We start from the raw sequence: 24,881 nt of genomic DNA, 5'->3' as shown, positions 1-24,881 counted from the left end.
CTGCTGAAAAGTAGTCGGATATTTTTCTGGTAATACCTGAAAATTAAGCGCTTACACCACAGGCAGCTTTACAGTGCCATGAGCGTATTCGGAAATGTGGGATTTATGGGTATTCCCATAGTAACCAGTATTTATCCGGAAAACGGTATGCTCTACATCTGTGTATTTACCATTATTGATCAGCTCATGCTGTGGACAGCAGGTGTACGCCTTACTTCAGGTACAGACAGTCAAAAAAACCGTTTTGATTTCCGGAAGCTGATCAATCCTGTTACTGTTTCCATCTTTCTTGCTGTGATCTGTGTGCTGACAGGAATCCGGCTTCCTGAAGTTCTGAACAATTCCCTTCAGAAAATCGGCCAGACCGCCACACCTCTCGCACTGATCTATCTTGGCGGTGTTTTCGCCTGTATCGATGTACTGAAAAATATCCGGAGACTGGATTATTATGGAATTGTCATCCTAAAAATGCTTTTGTTTCCGCTTTTCTTCTATGTATTACTTGGATATCTTCCGGTTTCTTCAGAAATCCGCACTACCATGGCTCTGACTTCTGCAATGCCAGTTATGTCCTCTGTGGTAATGATGGCAAATGCCTACGGATCAGATGGCGATTATGCAATGGGTGGAATTCTTGTTACAACTATCTGTTCTGTTTTTACACTTCCATTTATTTACTGGATTTTTCATTTTATCGGATGATTTAAATATAATACTTTTTTATAAATATTTATAAATTTCATTTATAAAAAAGTGTGGTATACCAACTCTACGACAGCGCTTTCCGCATTCTGGATATCCGCAACAATCTTCTGGAGAATTTCACCGGTTCCAGAAAGCAGATCATTGATCTGGCAGCCTCCACCATTCCTTCTTCTTATCTCCTTCCTGAACTTCTCGCAGGTTTTGGCAGAATGTATCCTGATGTATATTTCCATTCCTGGCAGACAGACAGTTCCGGCGCTATTAACCGTGTACTGGATGGGACCGTAGACCTGGCTTTGACAGGACAGAATACAGGAGACGACAGCTGTGTATTTATTCCCTTCTGTCAGGATAATATGGTGATTGCTACCCCTGTGAATGATCATTATTTAAACTTAAAACAAAAAGAACAACCTGTTGTTTTTCAGGACTTTATCAAGGATCCTGTTATCATCAGGGAAAAAGGCTCCGGAACCAAAAAGGAAATGGATATTTTTCTGGAAAATGCCGGTATTGAACCTTCCAGTCTGAATGTAGTAGCCCGCATGAATGACCTGGAATCAATCAAAAAATCTATTGTAAACGGGCTTGGATTTTCCATTCTTTCTGCCAGATCTGTCGTTGACCTGCAAAAAACAAAGCAGATTCTTCTGTTTCCATTAGAAGAATCTGCTCACAAACGCAGTTTTTATATTGTTTACAGTAAAAACAGAATTCTGAAATCCCATGTACGCCAGTTCATTCACTATGTAAAAGAATACTATCAGACAGTCTGATTAATATTCTGATATTTTTTTGGCATCCAATTTCCCTTCCATGCATAGATAAGCATGAGTACCATTCCTACAGCCCATGAAACAGGATACAGTACATATATAATATCAATGCTGGTGAAATGTGGAACCACAAACTGAATCCACAGAATACGGAACAGGCATAATGCAAGCAGCATCACTACCATGGGAGGTACCGTCTTTCCTGTTCCGCGAATGGTTCCTGCCAGGGAATGCATAATTCCCAGAAGGAAATAGAACGGGCAGAAATATTTCATTGCCTGTGCCCCATAATAGATTACTTCTTTATCACTGCTGAAAATCCCTATGATCGGTCTGGAAAAGGTCAGCAGGAGAATTCCTGTCACGATCGTATAAAGCACGCTCATTCCAAGAGTTACTCTCAATCCTTTCCTGATTCTGTCTGTTTTTCCCGCACCATAGTTCTGACCGGTAAAAGTCGTTGCTGCCATACTAAAACTCATTACCGGCAGAATGTTAAACCCATCTACTTTCAGGTATGCACCAAAACCCGCCATTGCACTGGCTCCGAATCCATTGACACCAGATTGTACCAGTACATTTGAAAAGGAGATTACCGTGTTTTGAATTGCAGTCGGCAGACCTACCTGGATAATCCGTCCTGCCATTGTTCTATCAATGGAAAGTTTCTTCGGATTTATGCGGTAAATATCCGGAACTCTCATCAAAAACCATAATGCAAAAATGCAGGAAAGTACCTGGCTGATATCTGTTGCAATTGCAGCACCCTCGACTCCCATGTGCATTCCGCCGATAAGCCATAAATCCAGAAAAATATTGGAAAACGAAGCTACTGCCAGATACATCAGCGAACGTCTGGAGTTACCTACTGCATTCAGGATCCCCGCTGCCATATTATAGATGACATTAAAAACCAGTCCATAAGAATAAATTCTCAAATACAGAACTGACTGATTCATTACTTCTTCCGGAGTTCTCATCCACCTGAGAATTGCAGGTGAAAATACAATTCCAGCGATAGTAAGAACAATTCCCAGAATAAGCGCAAGCATCAAGGCTGTATGTGCAGAACGCTGAACGCCATTCTCATCTCCTGCTCCATAAAACTGGGATACAATAACTCCCGCACCTGCAGATGCCCCCATACTGAATGCAATCAGCAGACAAATCAGCGACGTACTGGAACCAACTGCAGCCAGTGCATTGCTGCCCACAAAATTTCCTACAATAATTGAGTCCACTGTATTGTACATCTGTTGGAGCAGATTTCCCAGTATCAATGGAATAGAAAACAGAAGGATCTGTCTCCAGATGGTCCCTTCTGTCATGGTACTGATCGATTTTAACTTCACACTCTTACTCTTTTCATATGCTGCCACTCTCATTCCCCCATTCATATATTATTGCTGTTCACAACGCGTCCGGCAGCACCCTTCGGCATTCCTATTATAAAATATTTTATATAAAAATCAAGCCGCCACTATTTATAGCATTGCATTTCCTGTCAGTTTACTGTACAATACTTTTATATTGTAAAGTACGAAACAGGAGGTAATTTATTATGGCTTTTGATATCACACCTTATGTAGATATGTCCCCAAAGAAAGTTCGTGAACTGATCCGCAAGGGAGTTATTGATTTCCCCACTGCAGGAATGTGCCGTGGCTATGCGCAGGCAAATCTGGTAATTCTGCCACCGGAATATGCTGCAGATTTTGAAGAATTTGCACACAAGAATCCATTTCCGTGTCCAATTCTCGAGATTATCAAAGGAACTCCTGAAACTCATGACATGGGTGAGGGCGGAAATATCTGCACGGATATCCCGAAATACCGGATTTATGAAAACGGTGTATTTACAAAAGAAATTACTGACGCTTCCGAGTATTGGAAAGAGGGATATGTTGGATTTCTTATCGGCTGTTCTTTCTCATTTGAAGAAGCACTGATTAGAGAAGGGATTGAAATCCGTCATATCGCCCAGGGACGAAATGTACCGATGTTCAAAACTAACATTCAGACAGTTCCTGTTGGTCCATTTTCCGGTCCTATGGTCTGCTCCATGCGCCCGATGACACCGGAAAACGCAAAAAAAGCTTATGACATTACTTTCAAAATGCCGAATGTTCATGGTGCCCCTGTACATATGGGAGATCCGAAAGAGGTCGGTATTGATGACGTTATGAAACCTGATTACGGTGAAGCAGTGGATATTTACGAAGGGGAAATTCCTGTGTTCTGGCCATGCGGCGTAACTCCGCAGGCAGCAATTGAGAATGCCAAACCGCCAATCGTTATCACTCATGCTCCCGGACATATGTTCATTACAGATATTCCGAATGCAGAGTTAAACGACTATCTGGAAGCAAAAAAGAAATAATCAGAAAGCAGCAGAAACCATGGAATTTACATTTCCCAACTATTATAAAGAATTTTCTTGCATTGCCGGGTCCTGTCCGGATACCTGCTGTGCAGGATGGCAGATTGTTATTGACAATAAAACCCTGAAGAAATATCAGCATTTCAAAGGTCCTTTTCACAATCGACTGCACAACGATATCGACTGGAAGGAACATATCTTCCGCCAGTACAACCGACGGTGTGCATTTCTGAACGAAGAAAATCTGTGTGATATTTACACAGAAGCAGGTCCGAAAATGCTTTGCGACACCTGCAGAAATTATCCACGACACATTGAAGAATTTGAGGGTCTGCGTGAAATTTCTTTGTCCCTTTCCTGCCCAGAAGCAGCAAGAATTCTGCTGTCTCAGAAAGAAAAAGTTCATTTTGTTACCATCGAAAAGGAAGCCGCTGAAGAAACCTATGATGATTTTGATTACTTTTTATTTACTGCACTGATGGATACCAGAGATCTTCTGATAAAAATCATCCAGAACAGAAATGTCCCCATACGGAAACGCCTGTGGAAAGTACTTGCCATCACACATGATTTTCAGCTGTGTTTAAATAAAAACGAACTTTTTAAATGGGAAGAGATTCGGAAACGTCATGAAGATTCCGGATTCGGAAAAACATTTTGTGATAAAGTTCATTCCAGAATGAATACTTCTGACACATCAAAGGATCTATTTAAAAAAATGTGGAAAACTATTGTTCCGGAAATGGAAGTTCTTCGTCCCGGATGGAAAGAATTTCTGAAGGAACGTCTTGATTCCTTATATATTTCTTCAGGAGAAAACGATTATATATATCAGAAAAGCGAATTTGATTTCTACTGTCCGGACTGGCAGATTCAGGAAGAACAGCTTCTGGTTTACTGGATTTATACTTATTTCTGTGGTGCAGTCTATGACGATGAAATCTTTACCAAGGTTAAAATGGCTGTCGTCTGTACTTTGTTTATCCATGAGCTTGATGTCGGAACATATCTGAAAAACGAACATCATTTTAACCTGAATGATCAGATTCAGATCTGTTATCAGTTCTCCAGAGAGCTTGAGCATTCGGATCTTAATCTGGATAAATTTCAAGAACTGATGTCTGAAAATAATATTTTCTCCTTTGAAAATCTGTTAAAGATATGCTGAATGACAAAAAACTTGCTGCTCATTTCTTATTCTTTTTACAATTGCATTATTTGATATAAAAAACTTGTATTCTTTCGGATTTGGTAATCATCGCCTTCTATAAATTGCATTCACCCCAAATTGCGTATATTCTCCTGCTCGATATCCCCATCTGCATATACCCAGTTCCAGTCCATGTTCTGACTGTCCAATGACCGGTGCGACATCGGTCGGACGGATATCTCCTTGTGTCAGCCGGATCCTCCCATCTATGTTCTGTACCACTCTGGAAATCTCCTCCATCATATTGGGATCTATATAATATCTGCTGCACATATTCTCTCCTATTTTAGAATCTTTCTTATCTGCGTATCCGCGGCTTCTGGATAAAGCTGCTTCATATGATCAACAATTTTTCCCCAGGATGTCCGCGGATCTTCCTTATAACAGGAAGTAACATGGTCATATCCATAAATGTGTTCCGGAGAAGAATACACAGCCACATCCCAGCCGTACTCCACGCCTTTTTGATTGATCCTTTTCCGAAAGTCGCAGTTACACAGATATGTCTGCATCATAAGGCTGGTAATGGCTCCGTCAAATCCCTTTTCGCCATCTTTTCCAAATCCAGCCAATTTTTTCAATTCGTAGGAGTAGATTTCTGCATCATTTTCCATAAAATGATCCATAATATTCTTATGTTTGATCGGTGCTTTTTCATCCTCAAACAGAGCATCAAAATCATAGCCGTCCCTGCGGTAGTTGGCAAATACCGGCAGCCATTTTTTGGAAATAAACCCGGCTTTTTTGGCAAAGAATTTTCCGTAAAGAACATCATGTCTTTTGGCAATGGCAATCCTCCATCTCCACGGATCCCTCACCGGATCATCAGACCACCAATATTCTGCCACTGTCCGTTCCTCCAGAGAAAACCCCGGAATTTCGTTCTTAAAAAGAGGAAGAAAACCAACCCGGTTGATATATTCGACTGCTTCATCCACATCGTGGATGCATTTCGGATCATCCCATGTTACTCCATGAATGATCCATTCCCCTGCTTCGTTTCCCATGACTTTCTCCTTTCTGTATTTTGCTGTTTTAAGTATACCACATATTGACAAGGCAAGACAAAGATATATATTTTTATCGAAAAAATTGATGACATTTTTGTTACTGTTCATACACAATGTCATTAACTTAAGCAATTTGCCAATACTGCATTGATGAAAATATCAGCAGAAGGATTTAATTATGATAAAAAAGGGAATATTGAGGGATTAAGATGCAATGTCTTGCTGAAATTCGGGTATAACAAAAAGACAAAATCAATATTTAATATTGAAATTTGTCTAAAGATGAAATATAGTAATATACCACCTTCTGCAATAACTGGTTTATCCACCATTTTTGTGTTAATATAAAAGTAATAAAATACATTTAAGGACAAGAAGGGTGTAAATATTATGGATATTTCAGATTTTGTTAAGAAAGCAAAAGAATATAATGTTCTTGGAATCAAAATTTCAAAAGATAATGAACTTGCAGCAGAGTGGTACAGCGAACCGGAATGCAGAAGGAATATTTATTCTGCAACAAAGAGCTTCACATCCTGTGCAGTTGGCTTTGCTGTTCAGGAAGGGCTGATCGATCTTAATGAAAAACTAACAGAAGCATTTTCAGGTGACTTGCCGGAGTGTATAGATGAGAACCTGAAAGAAGCAACTGTTCGTGATCTTCTTACCATGTGCCTTGGACAGGAGAAGGGCAATCTGATGGGAGAACAACGACCTTTATATGAAGAAGATAACTGGGTAAAAATGTCTCTGGCTATTCCCTTTAAGTATAAGCCGGGTACACATTTTGTGTATAATAACGTTGGCCCCTATCTGGCAGGCATTCTTGTACAAAGACGCTCCGGCTGCGATCTGGTTTCTTACCTTACACCCAGACTTTTTTCCAAACTTGGAATAAAACGTCCTACATGGGAGACTGATCCACTTGGAAACAGTTTTGGAGCCGGCGGATTATTTCTGACCCTTTCTGAACTTCACAAATTTGGACTGTTTTATCTTAACAAAGGCAAGTGGAATGGAAAACAGATACTGTCTGAGAAATGGATAGAAGAAAGTACAAAGGCAGCTGATGTTGGATACTATGGTTATCTTTTCTGGCGTGGTGAATATAATTCTTTCCGGGCAGATGGAAAATACTCCCAGATTTCTATGATCCTTCCGAAAAAAAACGCAGTCGTTTCGTTTGTTTCAGAATGCCGCAGGGGAGACGAACTTCTGAAGACAGTTTATGAGCTTGTCTGCGCAAAATTATAATATCTTTTCTCCGCGGAAAAACAATCTTCTCTTTCTATAATGCTGAGTTAGTGGATATGGGAGTTTCCGCGGAGAGAATCCAATTTCCTGTTTTAAGGCAATCGCCGATTATTTGAGAAAATAATACTACAATCAGAACCCGATTCTGATTTGGCTGCTACCCTGCTTATGGTTTCCACGCAGCAGAAAAGCGACGGGTTTCCCCGCCGCAATATCTCTTATACTTGATCAACCACCATTGGTTCTGTCTCTCTGTAGAACCGCCGCTGCTCTACCCTGAAAAGCTGCTCCAGTCGTGCCGGGCTGTCTAGTCGCCCTTCGTACTCCTCTTTATTCTCCGCATGTATAATAAACGGAGCAATATCTGCCTGCAGGCATTGCACAAATGCAATGATGCGGGCTACCTTTGCGTCACCGCCGATTTTAATCTGTTCTATATGGAACGCTGCGATGTCTCTAAGCGTTTTGGGTTGTTCCTCTACATCGCCCGGTATGTTCTGCCCCATTCCAAGCCGCCTCTGTATCTCCTGTATATCTCCGCCAGACAGACTATGTATACACTCTGTAATCGCATACTGCAGTGCCACAAAGTGCCTGTCTGTATTTATGATATCCTCAGCGCGAAACATCATCTCGCCTTCGTTTGCACATATAAGCCCGCTCTCAAACATACTGATTATGTTACGTTTTGACAGCTCGCCGCCGTCTAACCTGCCCTCATTATAAGCAAATTCGCACTGTACATACTCGTAAACACCGCCACCCCGGCCGCATCTGCTCGTAACGCAAGAGCCTTCAAATAAGAGCTGCCGCTTCAATTTTCTCATATATTCATTCACGCTTTACACCTCCCTCTAGTAGATATGGGGATTACTCCCCATACCCCTACACAAAACCGTACGTGCGCTATTAACGCATACGGCTTTTCACTTCATATTTCATACTCTATATGTAAAACAAACTTACCTTAATATTCGGCTCAGTCAATGAAAATGTTTGAAGCAATCCATCAAAGAAAGTGTCTATTGTGTAGCTTCTCTTTTGGCTTCTCCGATTCAAACATTTATACAATAACCATTTTGTCTGTACTTAGAAATTCTTCACGTCCCTTGTATTGTCGGTTACTCCATAATACTGGTAATGTCCCCGCAGTTTCGCATTTACTATTTTAAATATCATTTCCAATGGCATTGTTCTATCCCTGTGTGCCTTTATCCATTCTTTCATCGCTTTGATTTTACTTCGGAATCTCTTTCTGCTGGTCTTTACCCTGCAACGGAAAAATTCTTTCTTTCCGTCCATTCCGCAATAAAATGTGAAACCAAGAAAGTTAAAATGGACCTCTTGTCAAGGACATTTTTATTCATTTGTTTTAGGGAATACTTGTTCGTTCTCCTTATAACTTATAATCCCATTTAACGGATACATTCCGGTAGTAATATACGTATAATTAATACTCATCTGGCGATAATTTAGCTAATTGCCATTGATATCGTTCAGTATTATAATAATTCAGCCAGTCGCCTAATATTGCTTTAACCTCTCCAACCTTCGTACACCCGCTAACATCGATTTCATCTTTCATATAACCCAAAAAGCTTTCCTGTGGAGCATTGCCCAAATGGAATGTAAAAATAAATTATAAAACCCATATATTATTCTTCTTCTCCTTTTTTGACAATTTCCATCACCATCATTGCAACTAAGATTTCTTTTTCCAATATATTTTATATTTTCCATCTTTTATTATTAACCGGATATTTTGTGAATTAATCTTTTTTACTTTTATCGATTTCTGTTCAACTGCATTGTCTTCGTACTTTATTATTCTATATTTTATATAATTATTTTTAATGCTAAATTTTCCAGCGCCACCATTTCCTGCGCCTACCCCATAACTGAATTCACCATTTCGTTTAAACTCCATTATACTTCCATATTGAGAAAAGGCAGACCCGTATATCCATCTCATGCTTGTCTTATTTATCTTCATCGTCATATCAGTATCTATTTCCCAATATCCTTCTAACTGTTTTATAGTAGCGATTTTAACATTTACTGTGCATTTCTTTACTTCATTTCGACATTTAACAGTAATAACTGCATTTCCAGCTTTTTTCGCCTTTAATTTTCCAGTTGTTGAAACAGTTACTATATCCGTGTTATTTGATTTCCATATAATCTTACTTCCTGAAGCTTTTACGGTTGCTTTTAATTGATATAAACTTCCCACAGCCATTTCAATATTACTTCTATTGATCTTCAAACCAGATAAAGATTTTGCGCTGACTGTGTCTGCTCCTAAGAAAAAAAACAATGACATAACTAATATAGTTATCCATATCTTAACTTTGCCTTTCAATCTTGTTTCCTCCCATTTTTGTGTTACCATACACGTTTAAATTCAATTTGTTTTGCTATACTTAATCCATATTTATCAATAGCTTTCTGATAAATACTTTCTGAAACTTTTTTATTATTTACTTTATAAAGATATTGAGGTGGATAGCCTTTTTTCATATTCTGCCGATATGTTTGCTGTAAAATTTTCAACTTTCCTTTTACAACCGAAAGATATATCTGAGATGAAAAATCACTTCCACTATTTGCCAAAATTAATGTCTTTTTATTAATTAATTGACGCCCACGAGCCCCCGCTCCCTCAAAGCAAATTAAAGGTAGTACTTTTCCATTATAATAGGTCAATAGTAAAACCCTATTGTCCCATAAGACACTACGATCTGTCGCAAGCAATAATTCTTTTACGCCATCATTATTTAAGTCAATTAACTTATAATATGTAAAATCACTACGCTTTACTTTCTTTTTATCCATTTTAGTTCCTTGATAACCATCATAGTATTTGACATAATACGTTCCGGATTTTGAATTAAGTACCTTTTTATACCAGTCTTTTTGTGGATCACATACCTTTACAGCTAAATTCACATAATACGTCTTTTTATTCTGTACAACCTTAGCTGTAATCGTTGCGGTCCCACTTTTAACGCCTTTTATAACACCTTTTGAATTCACATAAGCTACTTTATTGTTTGAAGAACTATAAACAACTTTTGCCCCTGAAAGAACATTATCAATTACAAACTGTTTTGTTTTCCCTTTATCAACAGTAATACTATTTCGTCTGGCTGTCGGAATTATTTCTTCATCAGCTATTTTATATTTTGCAAAATAAATATCTGCATATTTCAATTGATTATTTATAAGAGACTGCCTGTACTTGTTTTGCCTTTTACATATATTAATTAATTCCGTAGCAGTAGATACATTTTCTTTATGATAAATCCAATTAATTATATCTGAAGCGGCCCCACCATTAAGATAATTATTAAGCCATGTTGTTGCATAATTATTAGCATACATTTGAAATCTAATATATGCATTAAAACAATATGTAAATTTTTTTCCGTTTTCTGAATTTGGATCACGTCTAAAACTGTCCGCAGCCGCAAACATTCCCTGCTGCATATAACAGTCCGTAGTGTACAACAATGCCAGCTTCAAATTGTTAGATGCACGGTCTTGAGAATTAAAACAAACATCTAACCCATTCATTCCCCAATTAAGAGCACCTAAAACCGGATTACTGTCTTCCAAAGCAGACCATCCCGCATCAAGGATTTTATTCCAAAGATATTCTCCGTATTTTTTTGATTCATAATCAATGGGAGTACCATCTATTGTATTAAGAACCTCTGAGATTGCTTTCTTAAAATCCCCATCTACCGAAACCTGTTCCTGCATAACTTTTAATAACGAAACACAATCATCTTTCACTTTCAAAACAGCAAGATACTCCGACATGCAGTCAATCAGTTCCTTTGTTGTTTTTATTCCTTCATTAACACCTTTTAATACTTCTCCCAGACCATAAATCGTTTCAATCCGCCTACATATTTCCTTACTTTCTTTTACCGGAAGATTGTTAATATAACTTTCTTTCTTATCATTAAGTTCCTCCCCAATTGCATCATAAATTTTTAATGCGAAATCTGTTTTACTATTAGTCAGTTCCTTGTTTTTGTCTTCTCCAAAGGCATCATACTTTAGATAATCCATAAGTAACATTTCATATACATATTTCTGCATATTTGTAAGCTGATTTCTGTATTCACTGTTAAAATATATACTCCATGCTGTTGATATACTTACTAAAGGTTTATCATCCAGTAAATATTCCCCTAATTGTCGATATACCGGTTCTGAAAAACTTCGAAATGTTGAGTACAAGGAATTTCCATTATTATCTATACCATTCATGATGGTTTGTGCCATCCAATAATCATAATCTGGAATTTCTGTATTTTGAGTAACACCAGAATATATCTGTGCTATATCATTTGCCAATACGCTGCTACACTGTTGCGAACCAATCAAAGTAATCGCCAATACCATCGCATATACCTTCTTCAACATTTGTTTTTTCACAAAACATCCCCCCCTTTTTAATAGCCTGGCATTATTTTTTCTTTCAATTTTCTTTCAATTTTTTTCACTGTTTTTACTTCTTTTCACATAATAATCATAACATTTCCACCTCGCTACAATGGGCACTTCCTGTGGACAGTATTATTACACATTTTTGTCTGCACTTTTTTCCATAATCCTGCTGGAAATCCTCATATGTTTTCCATGAGTCTTAATACAATGGCACTTGCTGTTGCTTCATCAGCTGTATCATGAAAAAGACTGCTTTTACTCTTTTTTCGGCAGAAAGCAGAGAACTGTCATAATCAGTTCTTTCCGGAGACTCTGCAGATTCCTGTTCCGAATTAATTTCTCTGAAAGGGAAACCTCCAGCTACGCTGTTCCATCGATCAGCATGCCAGCTGTATTATACATCTATGTTCATCCTCTGGAATTAACTGTATCAATTTTCTTTCCTTCAACAATAACTCCTGCAGGTATTTATTCTCCCCATCTGTTTTATCAGCCTTGTTTTCCAGCAGCTCTATTTCCTGTTCGTATTCATCCAGTAGCTTTTCATCAGGGATCATATCTGATATGTCAAAATCCCAGGTTCTACACTTTTTCAATAGTCCTACCAGTGCAGAAGCAGCAAAAGAACACATTAATTCAAATGTCCCATAGTCAGTATTTTTTTAAATTCTCCACAGTTAAGTATGATCTTCCATGCATCTTTTACCTGTTTCTTATCCAATCCGGCAAAGATATCCAGAAAATTATTGCCTTGATCCAGTTTTACCGCTTCAATTGCAAGATTGGCTGTATCAGTATTAACTTTCACCTCATCGAGCAGCATTGTGTAATCATCAAGAAACGCCCGGTACTTTGTATCATTCTCTGATTCTTTGAGTACTGCTGCCAGCTTTTCTCTTATTTTTTTAACATCCATTATTTCGCCTCTTTTCTGCCGCCTGCCTTTTATCAATTGGTAATACCAACAACCTCTGATGCATTGCTTTTCACCGTAAATTCTTTAGCAGACGACACGTTTTAGTCTAAATCCATTATACATTCTCTAACATTGGACTTCAAGTTTTTCATCCCACCTTAATGTGCAACTTTACAATACAAGTTACTGTTCAGGGATTAGCTGGACTTGAGAAAACCGATGTGTAGACTGATAACTTGATGAGCTTGAATCCCGCATTGGCCCATAAAGCAAAAGAATTCCGCCTTAAGTTCTACGAAACAGCTACTAAGTTGGAAGAAGAACAGTGAAAGAACCTGAAACTTCATGCACAGATCAAACGTGATTATGAAAATTCATCTAGTCCTTTTTCAAAAGCATCCGACAGAAAAAGATTGCAAACAGCAGGGAAAAACAGGATGGAAACCCGGTGGACGGCCAAGACATAAAGGGCATGGCCGAAAAAAGCAGGATCCAGGCATTTTGGTTAATGCATGAGCATGCTTGTTTTGATGCGACTGGAAGAACCAGCAAATATATTTGACAGAGTGTCCAGAATATTTGGATAAGAAAACCGATGGCATTGACTATTATTAGTCTACACCATCGGTTTTCTCATGTCCAGCTAACCTCTGAGCAGTGACTTTTAGAAAGATTTGTACATCTTATATAATGACAATATATTGACATTATACGAATATTTGAGTATACTATCTTTGAATGGAGGTGTTCTGTATGGCAACAACTAACTTAAATATTCGTATAGACAAGGCAATCAAAGATCAAGCGGAGGAAATCTTCAATGAGCTTGGTCTTAATATGACAACTGCTGTAAATATGTTCCTGAGAACCGCTATCCGTGAGCGTGGTATTCCTTTTGAATTAAAACTGGAAGTGCCAAATGATACTACAGCCGCTGCCATTGAGGAAGGCAGAAAAATGATGAATGATCCTTCTGCTCCACGCTATTCCAGTATGGATGCGCTTAAGGCAGCTCTCGATATATGAAATACGATATTCAGTTTACCAATCAATTTAAAAAGGATTTAAAGCTTGCCAAAAAGCAAAACAAAAATCTTGATAAGCTGTTTGAGGTAATCGATATTCTGGCGAATGGCGGTACGCTGGAAGCAAAATACAGAGACCACGATCTTACAGGTAACTATAAAGGCACGCGTGAGTGTCATATTGAACCAGACTGGTTACTCATTTATGAGATTCAAAACAATGTTTTAATACTCATGCTTTATAGACTTGGTACGCACTCAGAACTATTCAAAAAATAGGTTTTGAAAACAGAATAGCAATTCAGAAAGCATCTATCAGAAATGATAAGTGCTTTTCTTATGCCCAAATTCAGGAAAAGAGGAGCTTATGGCAGGAAGTAGAATCAAGGGGATCAAGGTCGAAATTGGTGGCAATACCACAAACCAATTCCCTCAGCCGATTTGCCAGAAACACGCTGGACTGCCTGAAATACATCCGCCAGCTAAAGGATAAGAATATACCGGCCTTCTTCGAAAAGGAAGCGAAAATCATTAAACAAGGAGACTCATACCAAAGGTATGAATCTCCTTGTTTAACACAGATATTCATTCCGGCAATAAATACGTATCAATCCTCCGGGTATATCTATATTTTATTTTTGATTAATCTCTGCGAATCCAGCAGCATCAATTTTTAATTCTATTTTTTCGCCTTTTTTAAGTTCTTTCCATTGAGAAAAATCCATTTCATATCTTCCTGTTTCGGTCTTGCCCTTCTTTTTCTCATATGTAGCGGTCACAAAATAATGCTCTTCTTCTGCTCCTGTTCTCTGTCCGTCTTTAAGTTTCGGTTCCGGCCAGGAAGGGTTCTGATCATTGCCGGAACTTTTTGCAGTATCGACAACCGTCCATTTGTCTATTTCATAGTAATATTTTGTAGCATACACAGGCTCCTTCCGGTAGACTGGTTTTTCTACATCTTCGGTGTAGGTTTCCTCAGTATATACCGGAACGCTTTCCGTTTGCTCCTCAAAATAGCCATTTCCAAGATCAACATAAGAACTCTTCTCTTCGTAGTGGTCTATGACACTGCGTGTTTTGGTTTCTGTAACTGTCTCGTAATGGTCGAGAACGTCTTTGTAGGATTGAATTTCACTTTTTGTATATTGCAGCCTCGCATCATCGGGCAGCGACCAGTCACTTTCATTGTGAGTTACAACCTCTTCAATGTCAATGGTTCTTTCCCAATCCAAGTCATCAATCGTTACGTTTTTGATCTTCGGTGCCAGGCATGACATCATGCCAAAAATAATTGCTGCGAAGATTCCCAGAATGAGCAGCACCCGCCTCAGCAGTGGCTTTTTCTTTGGTGTATTTTGGGGGATATTTTTCTGGCAGGATTCTTTTTTCTCTTCTTTCTTTCGTTTCTTTTCCTCTTCCTGCTGCCTCATCTCGAAGTAGTTTCTCTCCGAATCTTCTTTTGTGGCACCACAGTTTTTGCAGACATTCAGATCGTCGCTGTTAAGACTGCCACAAAAGCTGCACTGCCAGTCCGGATTACGGCTGATCTTTTCTGCTTCCTCCTCAGAAACATATTTAATTTCATCCGGCATATAGAATTTTGTATTTTCGTCCTGCGGATGCCCACAATCGGGACAGGTTTTTTGACCGGCTCTAATCCTTTTATTCCCACAAAACGGGCAATCCCAGAGACCTTCGATTATCTTTCCCATACAGACTCTCCTCTTCCTTCCCTCAATAACAATTTCAACAAGTATTTAGATTTCTCTTCAATTTTATAATTTTCTGCAGTTTTTTTATTTGCTCATTTATAGATTACTGTTTATTTTTCATCTCTGCTACTCTGTCCAGAATCTGTTTCTTTAATTCTTCTACATTATCGGTCCGATATTTTAATCCTGCTGCGGAGATATGTCCTCCACCGCCAAAAGGTTTCAACAGTTCATTAACATTGATCCATTTCCCGTCTGAACGGAAAGAACATCTCCACCCGTTTTCTTCTTCCTCATACATGGTAAAACCAAGTTCAATATCGTCGCAATCGCGCAGGATCGTGCTGATACAGTGGATGTCTTCGTATGTGATATCTTTTTCGACAATTTCCTTCTGTCCCATAATGACATAAGCAACCCGGCCATCCATCGCACGTACTGCCCCATGAAGAATATCGGCTCTTTTGTACAGAATGTCCAAGGTGTCACTGTGTAAGGTTTTCATAATCCTGCCATGGTCAACTCCCATAGACATCAGATCAGCTACAGCCCGAAAAATCCCCTGGTTTGCCCTTGCCAGTCCTCCGGTATCATGCAGGATGCCAAGGTAAATATAATCTGCGGCATTGGGATACGCTTCCTTTTGGGCTGCATTTAGAAGCAGTTCGGGAGAAAGCATATGGTATACATTTTCCGCACACGCCTCAGAAACCTTTGTCCAGTTCACATCTCCGTATCCTTCATTGGAAGCGTGATGATCAATAACAATGCTGGCAGCGGCATTTTGGTAATATTCCAATCCGATCATACGCTCCAGAGTTGCATTATCACAGACTATGGCACAATATTGTTTTCCGGATATGTCCGGCATCTCAAAAGGAACAAATGTCTTATCTTCCACGACCATCTTTTTCGGACCGCGCTCCAGCGTTTTTGCAAGGTATGGAAACACCCTGTATTGTGGATAATTGACATGGATATAGTGCGCAAGGCTCATCACCGATCCGGCAGCATCGCCATCCGGATTTAAGTGTCCCAGAATCACTACAGTGTCCAGATTGTGCGTCTGCATGGTTTCATCAAAAACAGTATCAAAATTAAACTCTGTCATTCCTACCTCCTTCGTATATCACTTCCCTGTTATATTTTAATTTTATCATCTAACAGATCAGATAACAAGTTGTGGGCACATACAAGCCAAAATTGTTACTGTTCACTCCGTTCTCAGTAACGTAGCCAAAATTCATTACAGATTGCATTATTTTGCGGAATTGCTACCGAATCAAAAAGAGACAAAAGAGACCACTTGTCTCTTTTCTGTCTCTTTTAAAAAAACTATAGCAATTTTATAAGATTTCTATAGTTTTTTCAGGGTTTCTGTACTATAATGAAATCCATAAAGAGATTGTCATATCAAAAATAGTAATATAATTTTCTGCTAGAAAATCAGATCATCTCCCATCAAACTGGAAATTCAGGGAAAGTTGTTCTGATATTATTATGAAAAAGATGATCGAAGCCCAGGAAAGACAGATGTCCAGTGGTTCCCAGGGCGGACAGTACTAATCAGATAAAAGCCTCTCAGTTGAGGAACTGAAAAAAACCGATGGTGATGACTGAAAACAGTCAAATCCATCGGTTTTTCTATAAAAGCGAATTAATAAAATCAGATCATCCCTATCAGATGTACGATCAGTGCAGCCACCCAGGCAATCACACACTGCCATACCACAACACCGACAGCCCATTTGCTGCCCATTTCACGTTTGATCGAAGCGATAGCCGCCACACATGGTGTATAGAGCAAACTGAATACCAGCAGGGATGCTGCTGCCAGCGGAGTCAGTACAGAGGCAATATTTCCACTGAAAAGTACTTCCAGAGTAGATACCACGCTCTCTTTTGCCATAAATCCGCTGATAAGAGCTGTACAGATTCTCCAGTCTCCCAGTCCGATTGGTTTAAATATAGGTGCCAGGACTCCCGCCACCATTGCCAGAATACTGTCTGCAGAATCTTTTACAAGATTTAAATGCAGATCAAAGCTCTGCAGGAACCAGATTATCATTGATGCAAGCAGGATAATAGAAAACGCTCTCTGCAGGAAATCTTTTGCTTTTTCCCACAAAAGCTGACCTACATTCCTTGCTCCCGGCAGCCGGTAATTGGGAAGTTCCATGACAAACGGTACGGGATCTCCCTTGAAAAGAGTTCTGTTATACAAAAATGCCGCCAGGATTCCCACCAAAATTCCAAGCAGGTAAAGACCTGCCATAATAAATCCGCCCTTCTTCGGGAAAAAAGCACTTACAAAGAAAGAATAAATCGGCAGCTTCGCAGTACAGCTCATAAATGGAGTCAGCAAAATCGTCATCTTTCTGTCACGCTCACTTGTAAGTGTACGTGTGGCCATAACAGCCGGAACCGTACATCCGAATCCAATCAGCATTGGTACAATGCTTCTTCCGGAAAGGCCGATCTTACGCAGAAGTTTGTCCATCACAAAAGCAACACGTGCAACGTATCCGCTGTCTTCCATAAGAGACAGAAAGAAAAACAGGGTTACGATAATCGGCAGAAAACTGAGTACACTTCCCACACCTGTAAAAATACCGTCAATGACCAGGCTATGCATGGCACTGTTTACATTTGCTGCTGTCAGTGCTGCTTCTACCAGCGCAGAAACCTTATCAATTCCAATCTCCAGAAGCCCCTGAAGCCACGCTCCGATCACATTAAAGGTAAGATAAAATACCAATACCATGATTCCGATGAAACAGGGAATCGCTGTATATTTTCCTGTAAGAATCTTATCAATTTTCTCACTTCGGATTCTTTCTTTGCTTTCTTTAGGCTTTACAACTGTCTGTTCACACAAACGCTCAATAAAGTCAAAACGCATATCTGCGATCGCAGCACTTCTGTCAACCTGACGCTCTGTTTCCATCTGCTGTACGATATGCTCCAGCATCTCCGTCTCATTTGTGTCCAACTTCAGCTTCTCAAGAATCAGCGGATCTCCCTCGATTGCCTTGGTTGCTGCAAAACGGGTAGGAATATCAGCCTGCGCCGCATGATCCTCAATCAGGTGCATGACCGCATGAATACAGCGGTGTACTGCACCGTCATGGTCACTCTTATCACAGAAATCCTGACGCAGCGGATGTTCCTGATATTTCGCTATATGTAACGCATGGTCAACCAGCTCATCAACCCCTTCATTCTTTGCTGCGGAAATAGGGATTACAGGTACTCCAAGCAGCGATTCCATCTTATTTACATCTATAGAACCCTGATTTCCCAGCACTTCATCCATCATGTTCATTGCAACTACCATAGGAATATCCATCTCCAGAAGCTGCATGGTCAGATACAGGTTTCTCTCAATATTGGTAGCATCCACAATGTTGATGATCGCACTTGGTTTCTCATCCAGGACAAAATTTCTGGAGACAATCTCCTCACTGCTGTAAGGGGACATGGAATAAATTCCCGGAAGGTCTGTGATTTCTGTATCCGGATGGCCTTTAATCGAACCGGTCTTACGATCCACCGTTACTCCTGGAAAGTTTCCCACATGTTGACTGGAACCTGTCAGTTGGTTAAACAGTGTAGTTTTTCCACAGTTCTGATTTCCCACCAATGCGTACGTCAGTGTAGTTCCCTCAGGCAGTGGATGTTCATCTTCTCTGGAATGATACTTTCCATCCTCTCCAAGTCCCGGATGTGCCAGGTCGCTTACAGCCTCTATTCCGGCGTGACTTCTGCTTCGCTTCGGGATCTGTTCGATTTCTATCTGCTCTGCTTCCGCAAGTCTTAATGTCAGTTCATATCCATGTACCTGTAATTCCATGGGATCTCCCATGGGTGCAAACTTCACGACTGTGACCTCAGCTCCCGGAATCATACCCATATCCAGGAAATGCTGACGCAAGGCACCTTTGCCGCCAACCGACGTGATCACAGCACTTTTTCCGATTTCCAAATCTTTTAATGTCATTTTCAGTCGCTCACCTTTTGTATTTGTATTTGGTTATCATCGTCGTTATTATAGCAATCCTCGTAAATAATGCATCTTAATCCAGCCCATCAGAGTGTGAAACCCTGCTGAACTGTCTTAAATGCATTATTTACGAGGATTGCTATAGCCGATTTTTCTCAATAACCTTATGCAGATAGCTTATACTAACTGATAATTTTTGTCAAGTAGCAGGTATGTCTCAATTTTTTTATAACCGAAAGCACAAAAAACTCAGATGAATTTATGTTATCATCTGAGTTTCTCAATGTCTTAACCTGACAGGTCATTAAACCTGTCTGTGATTACTTCATTACTTATTATTCTGATCATTCTCAAGTAACTGATTTATGTGATTGCCATAAGATTTGGAAATTGTTCTTATTTTTTATATGTCAGATCCACACAGAACCTGTAATATCACCGTTAATTACATAATATGCTTTGTTCTCTTCAGGTTTGATATAAATCTTAATATCTTTGAGATCTTTCTCCTTTTTACCCAGTTCGTCTGTCCAGATTCTTCTGACATTACTTAAAATATTTTTTGTATATACTTCTCTGCCCATGAACTGAATATATACTTCTGCTGTTGCTTCTTTCTTAGTGGTTCTTCTTGTTGTCTTCTTCTCGGCAGCTGTCTCTTCAGCCGGTTTCTCAGCTGTCTTAGCAGGAGCCTTCTTTGTAGTTCTTTTCGTTGTTTTTGTTGGTTTTGCAGCAGTCTTTGTTGTTTTAGCTGTCTCTTTTTTCTCGGCTTCTTTCTCTGTTTCTGCCGGTTTCTTTTCTACAGTGTCTGCTGCTTTAGCTGTTTCTTTCTTCTCGGTTTCTTTCTCTGCTTCTGCTGATTTCTTTTCTGCAGTCTTTCTTGTTCTTCTTGCTGCCGGTTTCTTTGCTGTTGTTTCTTTCTTTACAGTCTCTGTTTCAGCAGTTTCTTTCTTGTTTGCTTCTTTATTTACAGCTACTTCTTCAGCAGTTGTCTTTGCAGGAGCCTCTTTAACTTCGGTTGTCTTCGCAGTGGATGTGTTGAGATCTGCTGTAGTTGCTTTTGTTGCCATATGATTAGCCTCCTTACAAGGTATAAGTATTCGTAACTGCTCAGTTTTGTACAGTTACAGGTATTCTTATGTTACCGAAAATATGATAAACAGTAACATTCTTTTATGAAAATAGAATACTACGAATCTTCTGCTTTTGCAATGTTTTTCTGTTTTTATAATTTAGGCATCTTATGAACAGTATTATTTTTTACTCTGTATCCGTCATTTTCTATAGTCCAAGATTCTGCAGATCCTCCTTCATATATGCCGAAAGTCTCCTCTGAAGTTCCTCATTCTGCGGAAGGCTTAAATCCCCGTCAAGAGACAGAATCTCCGAAGCCGTTTCACTGGCAGCTTTCAGGATATCCGCATCCTGATAGATGTCCCCCAGTTTAAATTCCAGCAGACCACTCTGGCGGATTCCAAAAAGATCACCAGGACCGCGAAGCTTCAGATCCTCTCCTGCAATATAAAATCCATCGTTGGATTTATTCAGGATCTGCAGACGTTTAGAAATTTCCTTTGCACCATTTCCCTGCATAAAAATGCAATATGACTGATATTCCCCTCTACCGACACGCCCGCGAAGCTGATGAAGCTGTGCCAGCCCGAAACGCTCGGCATTCTCCACCATCATCACTGTAGCATTAGGCACATTCACTCCTACCTCAACTACAGTAGTAGATACCAGGATCTGAATTTCCCCTGTGGCAAAAGCCTCCATGATCACATTCTTCTCTTTCGCTTTCATCTTTCCATGAAGAGAAGCAATCTTTATATCTGGCGAAAAAACATTGCGAAGCTTCAGGGTATAATCCAGCACATTTTCCCCATCCATCCCTTCGCTCTCCTCCACCATTGGACAGATCACATAAACCTGCCGTCCCTGACGGATCTGCTTCTCCATAAAGGAATAAGCCTTCGGCCTGTAAGAAGTATCCACCACACAATTTTTAATGGGAAGTCTCTGCGCAGGAAGTTCATCAATTACTGAAATATCCAGATCCCCGTATATAATGATCGCCAGCGTCCTTGGAATCGGTGTAGCACTCATCACCAGCACATTAGGCGGGTTTCCCATAGTAGTCAGTGCTTCCCTCTGTTTCACACCAAAACGATGCTGCTCATCTGTAATAACCAGTCCAAGATTATTGTACTGCACTTTTTCCTGAATCAGTGCATGCGTTCCTATCACCAGATTAGCCTCTTTTGACGCGATCAGCGCATATTTTTTCCTTTTCTCCTTCGCAGTATCTGATCCTGTCAGCAAAACCGGATGCCCAAAATCAATATTCTGTTCCTGCAGCAGCTTCTCCATTGCCTGAAAATGCTGCCTTGCAAGAACCTCCGTAGGTGCCATAAGCACTGCCTGATATCCATTCTCCACAGTCATGATCATTGCGAGAAACGCAAGGATTGTCTTACCGCTTCCCACATCTCCCTGCACCAGTCTGGACATCAGGGCCTGGCCGCTTAAATCCCTCTCAATCTCATGCCACACATTCAACTGCGCCTTTGTCAGATCATAGGGCAGACTTTCAATAATCTGCTCTGTCGTCCACACCGGATGCATGGGAAACGCATTCGGTGCTTCCTCCGTCTTCTCCTTCAAAGACTGCACAGCAAGAACAAAAAGAAGAAACTCGTCAAACACCAACCTTCTCCTTGCAGCTAACAGCTCCTGCATATTTTTGGGAAAATGAATCGCAGGAATCGCAAAATTCCTGTCTGCCAGGTGGTACCTTTCCTTATACTCATCTGCCAGATACTCTGCCTGAAGCTTCTGCTCATCAAGCACCTGATGGATCAGCTTCACGATCGTCTTATTAGAAAGCCCCGCAGTCAGTCCATAAATCGGCTGAAGACTGTGCAGAATCTCCTCATAAGCCGCAGGAGTAAAAATCTCAGGATGCTCCATCTGCAACTTCCCCTGCTTCCTGACGACACGCCCCCGCAGAACAAACCTGCTGCCTTTCCTGACTGCAGAGCGCAGATACGGTGCATTAAACCACGTAACAGAAATTTTCCCCGTAAGATCTGCCACAGTGGTCGTGATCACCTGAAGATTCCGCACCTGATTCACATACACACCCGTTATAACCGCCACAGAAATCGCCACAACAGCTCCCTCTTCCAGAGACCGGATCTCAACAGGCTCCTCATACGCATCATAATTACGTGGATAATAACTCAGAAGAGATTCCATATCCGTAACTCCTATTTTCGCAAATAACTTTTCCGTTTTCTCCCCCACGCCCTTAAGGGTTCTCAAAGATATCGACATCTATCTCCTTTTCCTTTCTAAAAAATCCATCACAAATATAAATTTAACCAAATCAAGTATCCAGCTATCCGGCAGAGCAATTATTCGGTTATAATCAAGTAAAAACGGACTATGTCATCCGCCCAGCCAGCTGCCAGGCGGGAAAATTATTTGTTTTTGTGTGCATTTGCAGGGATCTTAGATATTCTTAGGTTCCGGAAAACTGCGTTATGAGCAGACAGTCTCACTGTCTGAGCGAAGTTTGCAACGGAGCGAGTTTGAGAGGGCTGCTCATGCCCTTAGCAGATTTCCGGAACCTTAGAATATCTTAGTTCCCGAAACCGCACACAAAAACAAATAATTTTCCTGCCGTCCCTTTTTAATACGAAAACGGATATACCCACCCTCAACAATGGCCTATACCCGTTTTCATCACATGAACTATTCGTTTATCTCTCTCAAAAACTCTATTATCCTACTCTACAGAAATAACATAATAATAAATCGGCTGTCCACCCGCATTCAGTTCCACATCACAATCCGGACAAGCCTCCTCCAGAGCCGTTGCCAACTCCTCAGCTTCAGCCTCCTCAGTATCAGCACCATAATAAATACTGATCACCTCAGACTCATCATCCACCATCTGGGCAACTGTCTCCTTGGCAACTTCCATGCGGTCCTTGCCAACAGCCAGGATTCCATGATCACCGATACCCATCATATCCCCCTCATGGATCTCCTTATCATCAATCCTTGTATCACGCACAGCATACGTGATCTGTCCGGTCTTCACATGTTCGATTGCCTGAAGCATAGCCTCAGTATTCTCCGCACTGTTCTTCTCGGGCACATAACTGATCATGGCAGTAATTCCCTGCGGAATGGTCTTAGTCGGCACAACCACGATCTCTTTATCCTCAGTAAGATCCCTTGCCTGGTTTGCAGCAAGAACAATATTCTTATTGTTCGGGAAAATATAAATAGTCTTTGCATTTACTTTTGCAATGGCATTGAGCATATCCTCTGTACTCGGGTTCATTGTCTGACCGCCCTCGATCAGGTAATCCACACCCAGTTCCTTAAAGATCTCTGTCATTCCCTTTCCCACAGATACGGAAATAAAGCCTACTTCCTTCGGCGGCTGTGCTGCTTCTTCTTTTTCTTCCTGTTCTGCCTGCTCTTTCGCCATTTTCTCGGCATCCTTTATAAGCTTCTCCTGATGCTCCTCACGCATATTGTCGATCTTCATACGTGAAAGTGCACCAAAGGTAAGGGCTTTCTCAATAGCCTGTCCAGGATGATTGGTATGAACATGAACTTTCACGATCTCGTCATCTGCAACAAGCACAATAGAATCACCAAGGGACATCAGGAATTTCTTAAATTCATGCTCTGTCTCCTCGGACATCGGCTGGTTCAGAAGAATAATAAACTCTGTACAATAACCAAATTTAATATCAGCCTCTGTCTGTGCATCGATCTTAGTCACAGCAGGACCTTTTGCCTTGTCAAACTGTGTATAATCAATCTCTTTGCCAAGGAAACCATCATATGCACCATGGTATACTTCCAGAAGTCCCTGTCCACCGGAATCCACTACTCCTGCTTCTTTCAGAACCGGCAGCATCTCCGGTGTCTTTGCCAGAGTTTCCTCCGCATGAGCGATCACGCTCTGGAAAAATGTATCCAGATCCTCTGCTGTCTCCGCAAGCTCTACAGCCTTGGCAGCAGCCTCTCTTGCAACAGTAAGGATTGTTCCTTCCTTCGGTTTCATGACTGCCTTATATGCAGTCTCCACACCTTTTTCCATGGCTGCCGCGATATCAATGGCATCCAGTTCCTTACTGTTCTTAACACTTCTGGTAAAACCACGCAGAAGCTGAGAAAGAATAACACCTGAGTTACCTCTTGCACCGCGCAGAGAACCGGAAGAAATCGCCTTGGCCAGTGACTCCATGTCAGGCTCTCCCAGAGAACCTACTTCTGCTGCTGCTGCCATGATCGTCATTGTCATATTGGTTCCTGTATCTCCATCCGGTACCGGAAATACGTTCAGTTCGTTGATCCATTCTTTTTTAGCTTCCAGATTCTTGGCTCCTGCAAGAAACATCCTG

Annotated in this window: 22 protein-coding genes; 7 read left to right on the top strand and 15 right to left on the bottom strand. The window is 40.5% G+C overall.

Annotated elements, in window-relative coordinates; genetic code table 11:
* Positions 1-36: 36 nt before the first annotated feature.
* Complete coding sequence (locus LJE09_RS10150; protein ID WP_255601798.1) at positions 37-702, top strand: AEC family transporter; 666 nt, start codon at positions 37-39, stop codon at positions 700-702.
* A 53-nt stretch (positions 703-755) separates the two neighbouring features.
* On the top strand, positions 756-1,481 hold the full coding sequence (locus LJE09_RS10145) for a LysR substrate-binding domain-containing protein (RefSeq protein WP_008704295.1): 726 nt from the start codon (positions 756-758) through the stop codon (positions 1,479-1,481).
* On the opposite strand, the gene LJE09_RS10140 is transcribed toward LJE09_RS10145, so the two are convergent.
* Positions 1,469-2,860, bottom strand: a complete 1,392-nt coding sequence (locus LJE09_RS10140; protein WP_330380932.1) for an MATE family efflux transporter — start codon at positions 2,858-2,860, stop codon at positions 1,469-1,471. The genes LJE09_RS10145 and LJE09_RS10140 overlap by 13 nt on opposite strands.
* A 182-nt stretch (positions 2,861-3,042) precedes the next feature.
* Here LJE09_RS10140 and LJE09_RS10135 point away from each other — a divergent pair, with 182 nt between their 5' ends.
* Together LJE09_RS10135 and fliB are read left to right on the top strand one after the other, a co-directional pair.
* Complete coding sequence (locus LJE09_RS10135) at positions 3,043-3,861, top strand: putative hydro-lyase (protein WP_055052835.1); 819 nt, start codon at positions 3,043-3,045, stop codon at positions 3,859-3,861.
* Between the two features lie 19 nt (positions 3,862-3,880).
* Positions 3,881-5,029 (top strand): flagellin lysine-N-methylase, encoded by a 1,149-nt coding sequence (gene fliB / locus LJE09_RS10130; RefSeq protein ID WP_173681012.1) that lies wholly within the window; start codon positions 3,881-3,883, stop codon positions 5,027-5,029.
* Between the two features lie 87 nt (positions 5,030-5,116).
* Here fliB and LJE09_RS10125 read toward each other — a convergent pair whose 3' ends face one another.
* Complete coding sequence (locus LJE09_RS10125; protein ID WP_227311281.1) at positions 5,117-5,344, bottom strand: hypothetical protein; 228 nt, start codon at positions 5,342-5,344, stop codon at positions 5,117-5,119.
* An 8-nt stretch (positions 5,345-5,352) separates the two neighbouring features.
* Positions 5,353-6,078: an AlkZ-related protein gene (locus LJE09_RS10120; protein ID WP_062807665.1), complete on the bottom strand. Its 726-nt coding sequence runs from the start codon at positions 6,076-6,078 to the stop codon at positions 5,353-5,355.
* Between the two features lie 393 nt (positions 6,079-6,471).
* Between LJE09_RS10120 and LJE09_RS10115 the strand changes: the two genes are divergently transcribed.
* Positions 6,472-7,335, top strand: coding sequence for a serine hydrolase domain-containing protein (locus LJE09_RS10115; protein ID WP_118575976.1), 864 nt, complete (start codon positions 6,472-6,474; stop codon positions 7,333-7,335).
* 218 nt (positions 7,336-7,553) lie between these two features.
* Here LJE09_RS10115 and LJE09_RS10110 read toward each other — a convergent pair whose 3' ends face one another.
* The 6 genes from LJE09_RS10110 to LJE09_RS10085 form a co-directional block, all read right to left on the bottom strand.
* Positions 7,554-8,174 (bottom strand): hypothetical protein, encoded by a 621-nt coding sequence (locus LJE09_RS10110; RefSeq protein ID WP_118331695.1) that lies wholly within the window; start codon positions 8,172-8,174, stop codon positions 7,554-7,556.
* Between the two features lie 611 nt (positions 8,175-8,785).
* The gene (locus LJE09_RS19170) at positions 8,786-8,929 is read right to left on the bottom strand and encodes an IS3 family transposase (protein WP_227311279.1); all 144 of its coding nucleotides are present in this window, start codon (positions 8,927-8,929) and stop codon (positions 8,786-8,788) included.
* A gap of 108 nt (positions 8,930-9,037) precedes the next feature.
* Positions 9,038-9,697, bottom strand: a complete 660-nt coding sequence (locus tag LJE09_RS10100; RefSeq protein ID WP_173681014.1) for an Ig-like domain-containing protein — start codon at positions 9,695-9,697, stop codon at positions 9,038-9,040.
* A 23-nt stretch (positions 9,698-9,720) separates the two neighbouring features.
* On the bottom strand, positions 9,721-11,784 hold the full coding sequence (locus LJE09_RS18420) for an Ig-like domain-containing protein (RefSeq protein ID WP_227311278.1): 2,064 nt from the start codon (positions 11,782-11,784) through the stop codon (positions 9,721-9,723).
* Positions 11,785-12,173: 389 nt separating this feature from the next.
* Positions 12,174-12,392 carry a hypothetical protein gene (locus tag LJE09_RS10090; RefSeq protein WP_147421772.1) on the bottom strand — a complete coding sequence of 73 codons (219 nt, stop codon included), beginning with the start codon at positions 12,390-12,392 and terminating at the stop codon, positions 12,174-12,176.
* Positions 12,393-12,427: 35 nt separating this feature from the next.
* Entirely contained in the window at positions 12,428-12,712 is a 285-nt protein-coding gene (locus tag LJE09_RS10085) for a hypothetical protein (RefSeq protein ID WP_118331269.1), read from the bottom strand.
* A gap of 753 nt (positions 12,713-13,465) precedes the next feature.
* Here LJE09_RS10085 and LJE09_RS10080 point away from each other — a divergent pair.
* The gene (locus tag LJE09_RS10080) at positions 13,466-13,738 is read left to right on the top strand and encodes a type II toxin-antitoxin system RelB/DinJ family antitoxin (protein WP_118331268.1); all 273 of its coding nucleotides are present in this window, start codon (positions 13,466-13,468) and stop codon (positions 13,736-13,738) included.
* Positions 13,735-14,016 carry a type II toxin-antitoxin system YafQ family toxin gene (locus LJE09_RS10075; RefSeq protein WP_118331267.1) on the top strand — a complete coding sequence of 94 codons (282 nt, stop codon included), beginning with the start codon at positions 13,735-13,737 and terminating at the stop codon, positions 14,014-14,016. The genes LJE09_RS10080 and LJE09_RS10075 overlap by 4 nt, the downstream gene beginning before the upstream one ends.
* A gap of 353 nt (positions 14,017-14,369) precedes the next feature.
* Here the strand turns inward: LJE09_RS10075 and LJE09_RS10065 are convergent, their stop codons facing one another.
* From LJE09_RS10065 to LJE09_RS10040, 6 genes are all read right to left on the bottom strand, one after another.
* Positions 14,370-15,449 (bottom strand): zinc ribbon domain-containing protein, encoded by a 1,080-nt coding sequence (locus LJE09_RS10065; RefSeq protein WP_118331266.1) that lies wholly within the window; start codon positions 15,447-15,449, stop codon positions 14,370-14,372.
* 103 nt (positions 15,450-15,552) lie between these two features.
* Positions 15,553-16,560, bottom strand: coding sequence for a DHH family phosphoesterase (locus LJE09_RS10060; protein WP_118331265.1), 1,008 nt, complete (start codon positions 16,558-16,560; stop codon positions 15,553-15,555).
* 555 nt (positions 16,561-17,115) lie between these two features.
* A complete protein-coding gene (gene feoB, locus LJE09_RS10055; protein ID WP_020993852.1) occupies positions 17,116-19,449 on the bottom strand; it encodes a ferrous iron transport protein B in 2,334 nt (777 codons plus the stop codon).
* A gap of 413 nt (positions 19,450-19,862) precedes the next feature.
* Positions 19,863-20,522, bottom strand: coding sequence for a DUF6465 family protein (locus LJE09_RS10050; protein WP_008704312.1), 660 nt, complete (start codon positions 20,520-20,522; stop codon positions 19,863-19,865).
* Between the two features lie 211 nt (positions 20,523-20,733).
* Positions 20,734-22,788 (bottom strand): ATP-dependent DNA helicase RecG, encoded by a 2,055-nt coding sequence (recG, locus tag LJE09_RS10045; protein ID WP_227311276.1) that lies wholly within the window; start codon positions 22,786-22,788, stop codon positions 20,734-20,736.
* A 454-nt stretch (positions 22,789-23,242) separates the two neighbouring features.
* Positions 23,243-24,877 (bottom strand): DAK2 domain-containing protein, encoded by a 1,635-nt coding sequence (locus LJE09_RS10040; RefSeq protein ID WP_055058656.1) that lies wholly within the window; start codon positions 24,875-24,877, stop codon positions 23,243-23,245.
* Positions 24,878-24,881 lie beyond the last annotated feature (4 nt).

The sequence above is a fragment of the Blautia sp. DFI.3.45 genome (genome assembly GCF_020593505.1).
GTDB lineage: Bacteria > Bacillota > Clostridia > Lachnospirales > Lachnospiraceae > Blautia_A > Blautia_A wexlerae.
The sequence above is the reverse complement of the archived record's forward strand: the minus strand, read 5'-3'. Positions and strand labels throughout refer to the sequence as shown.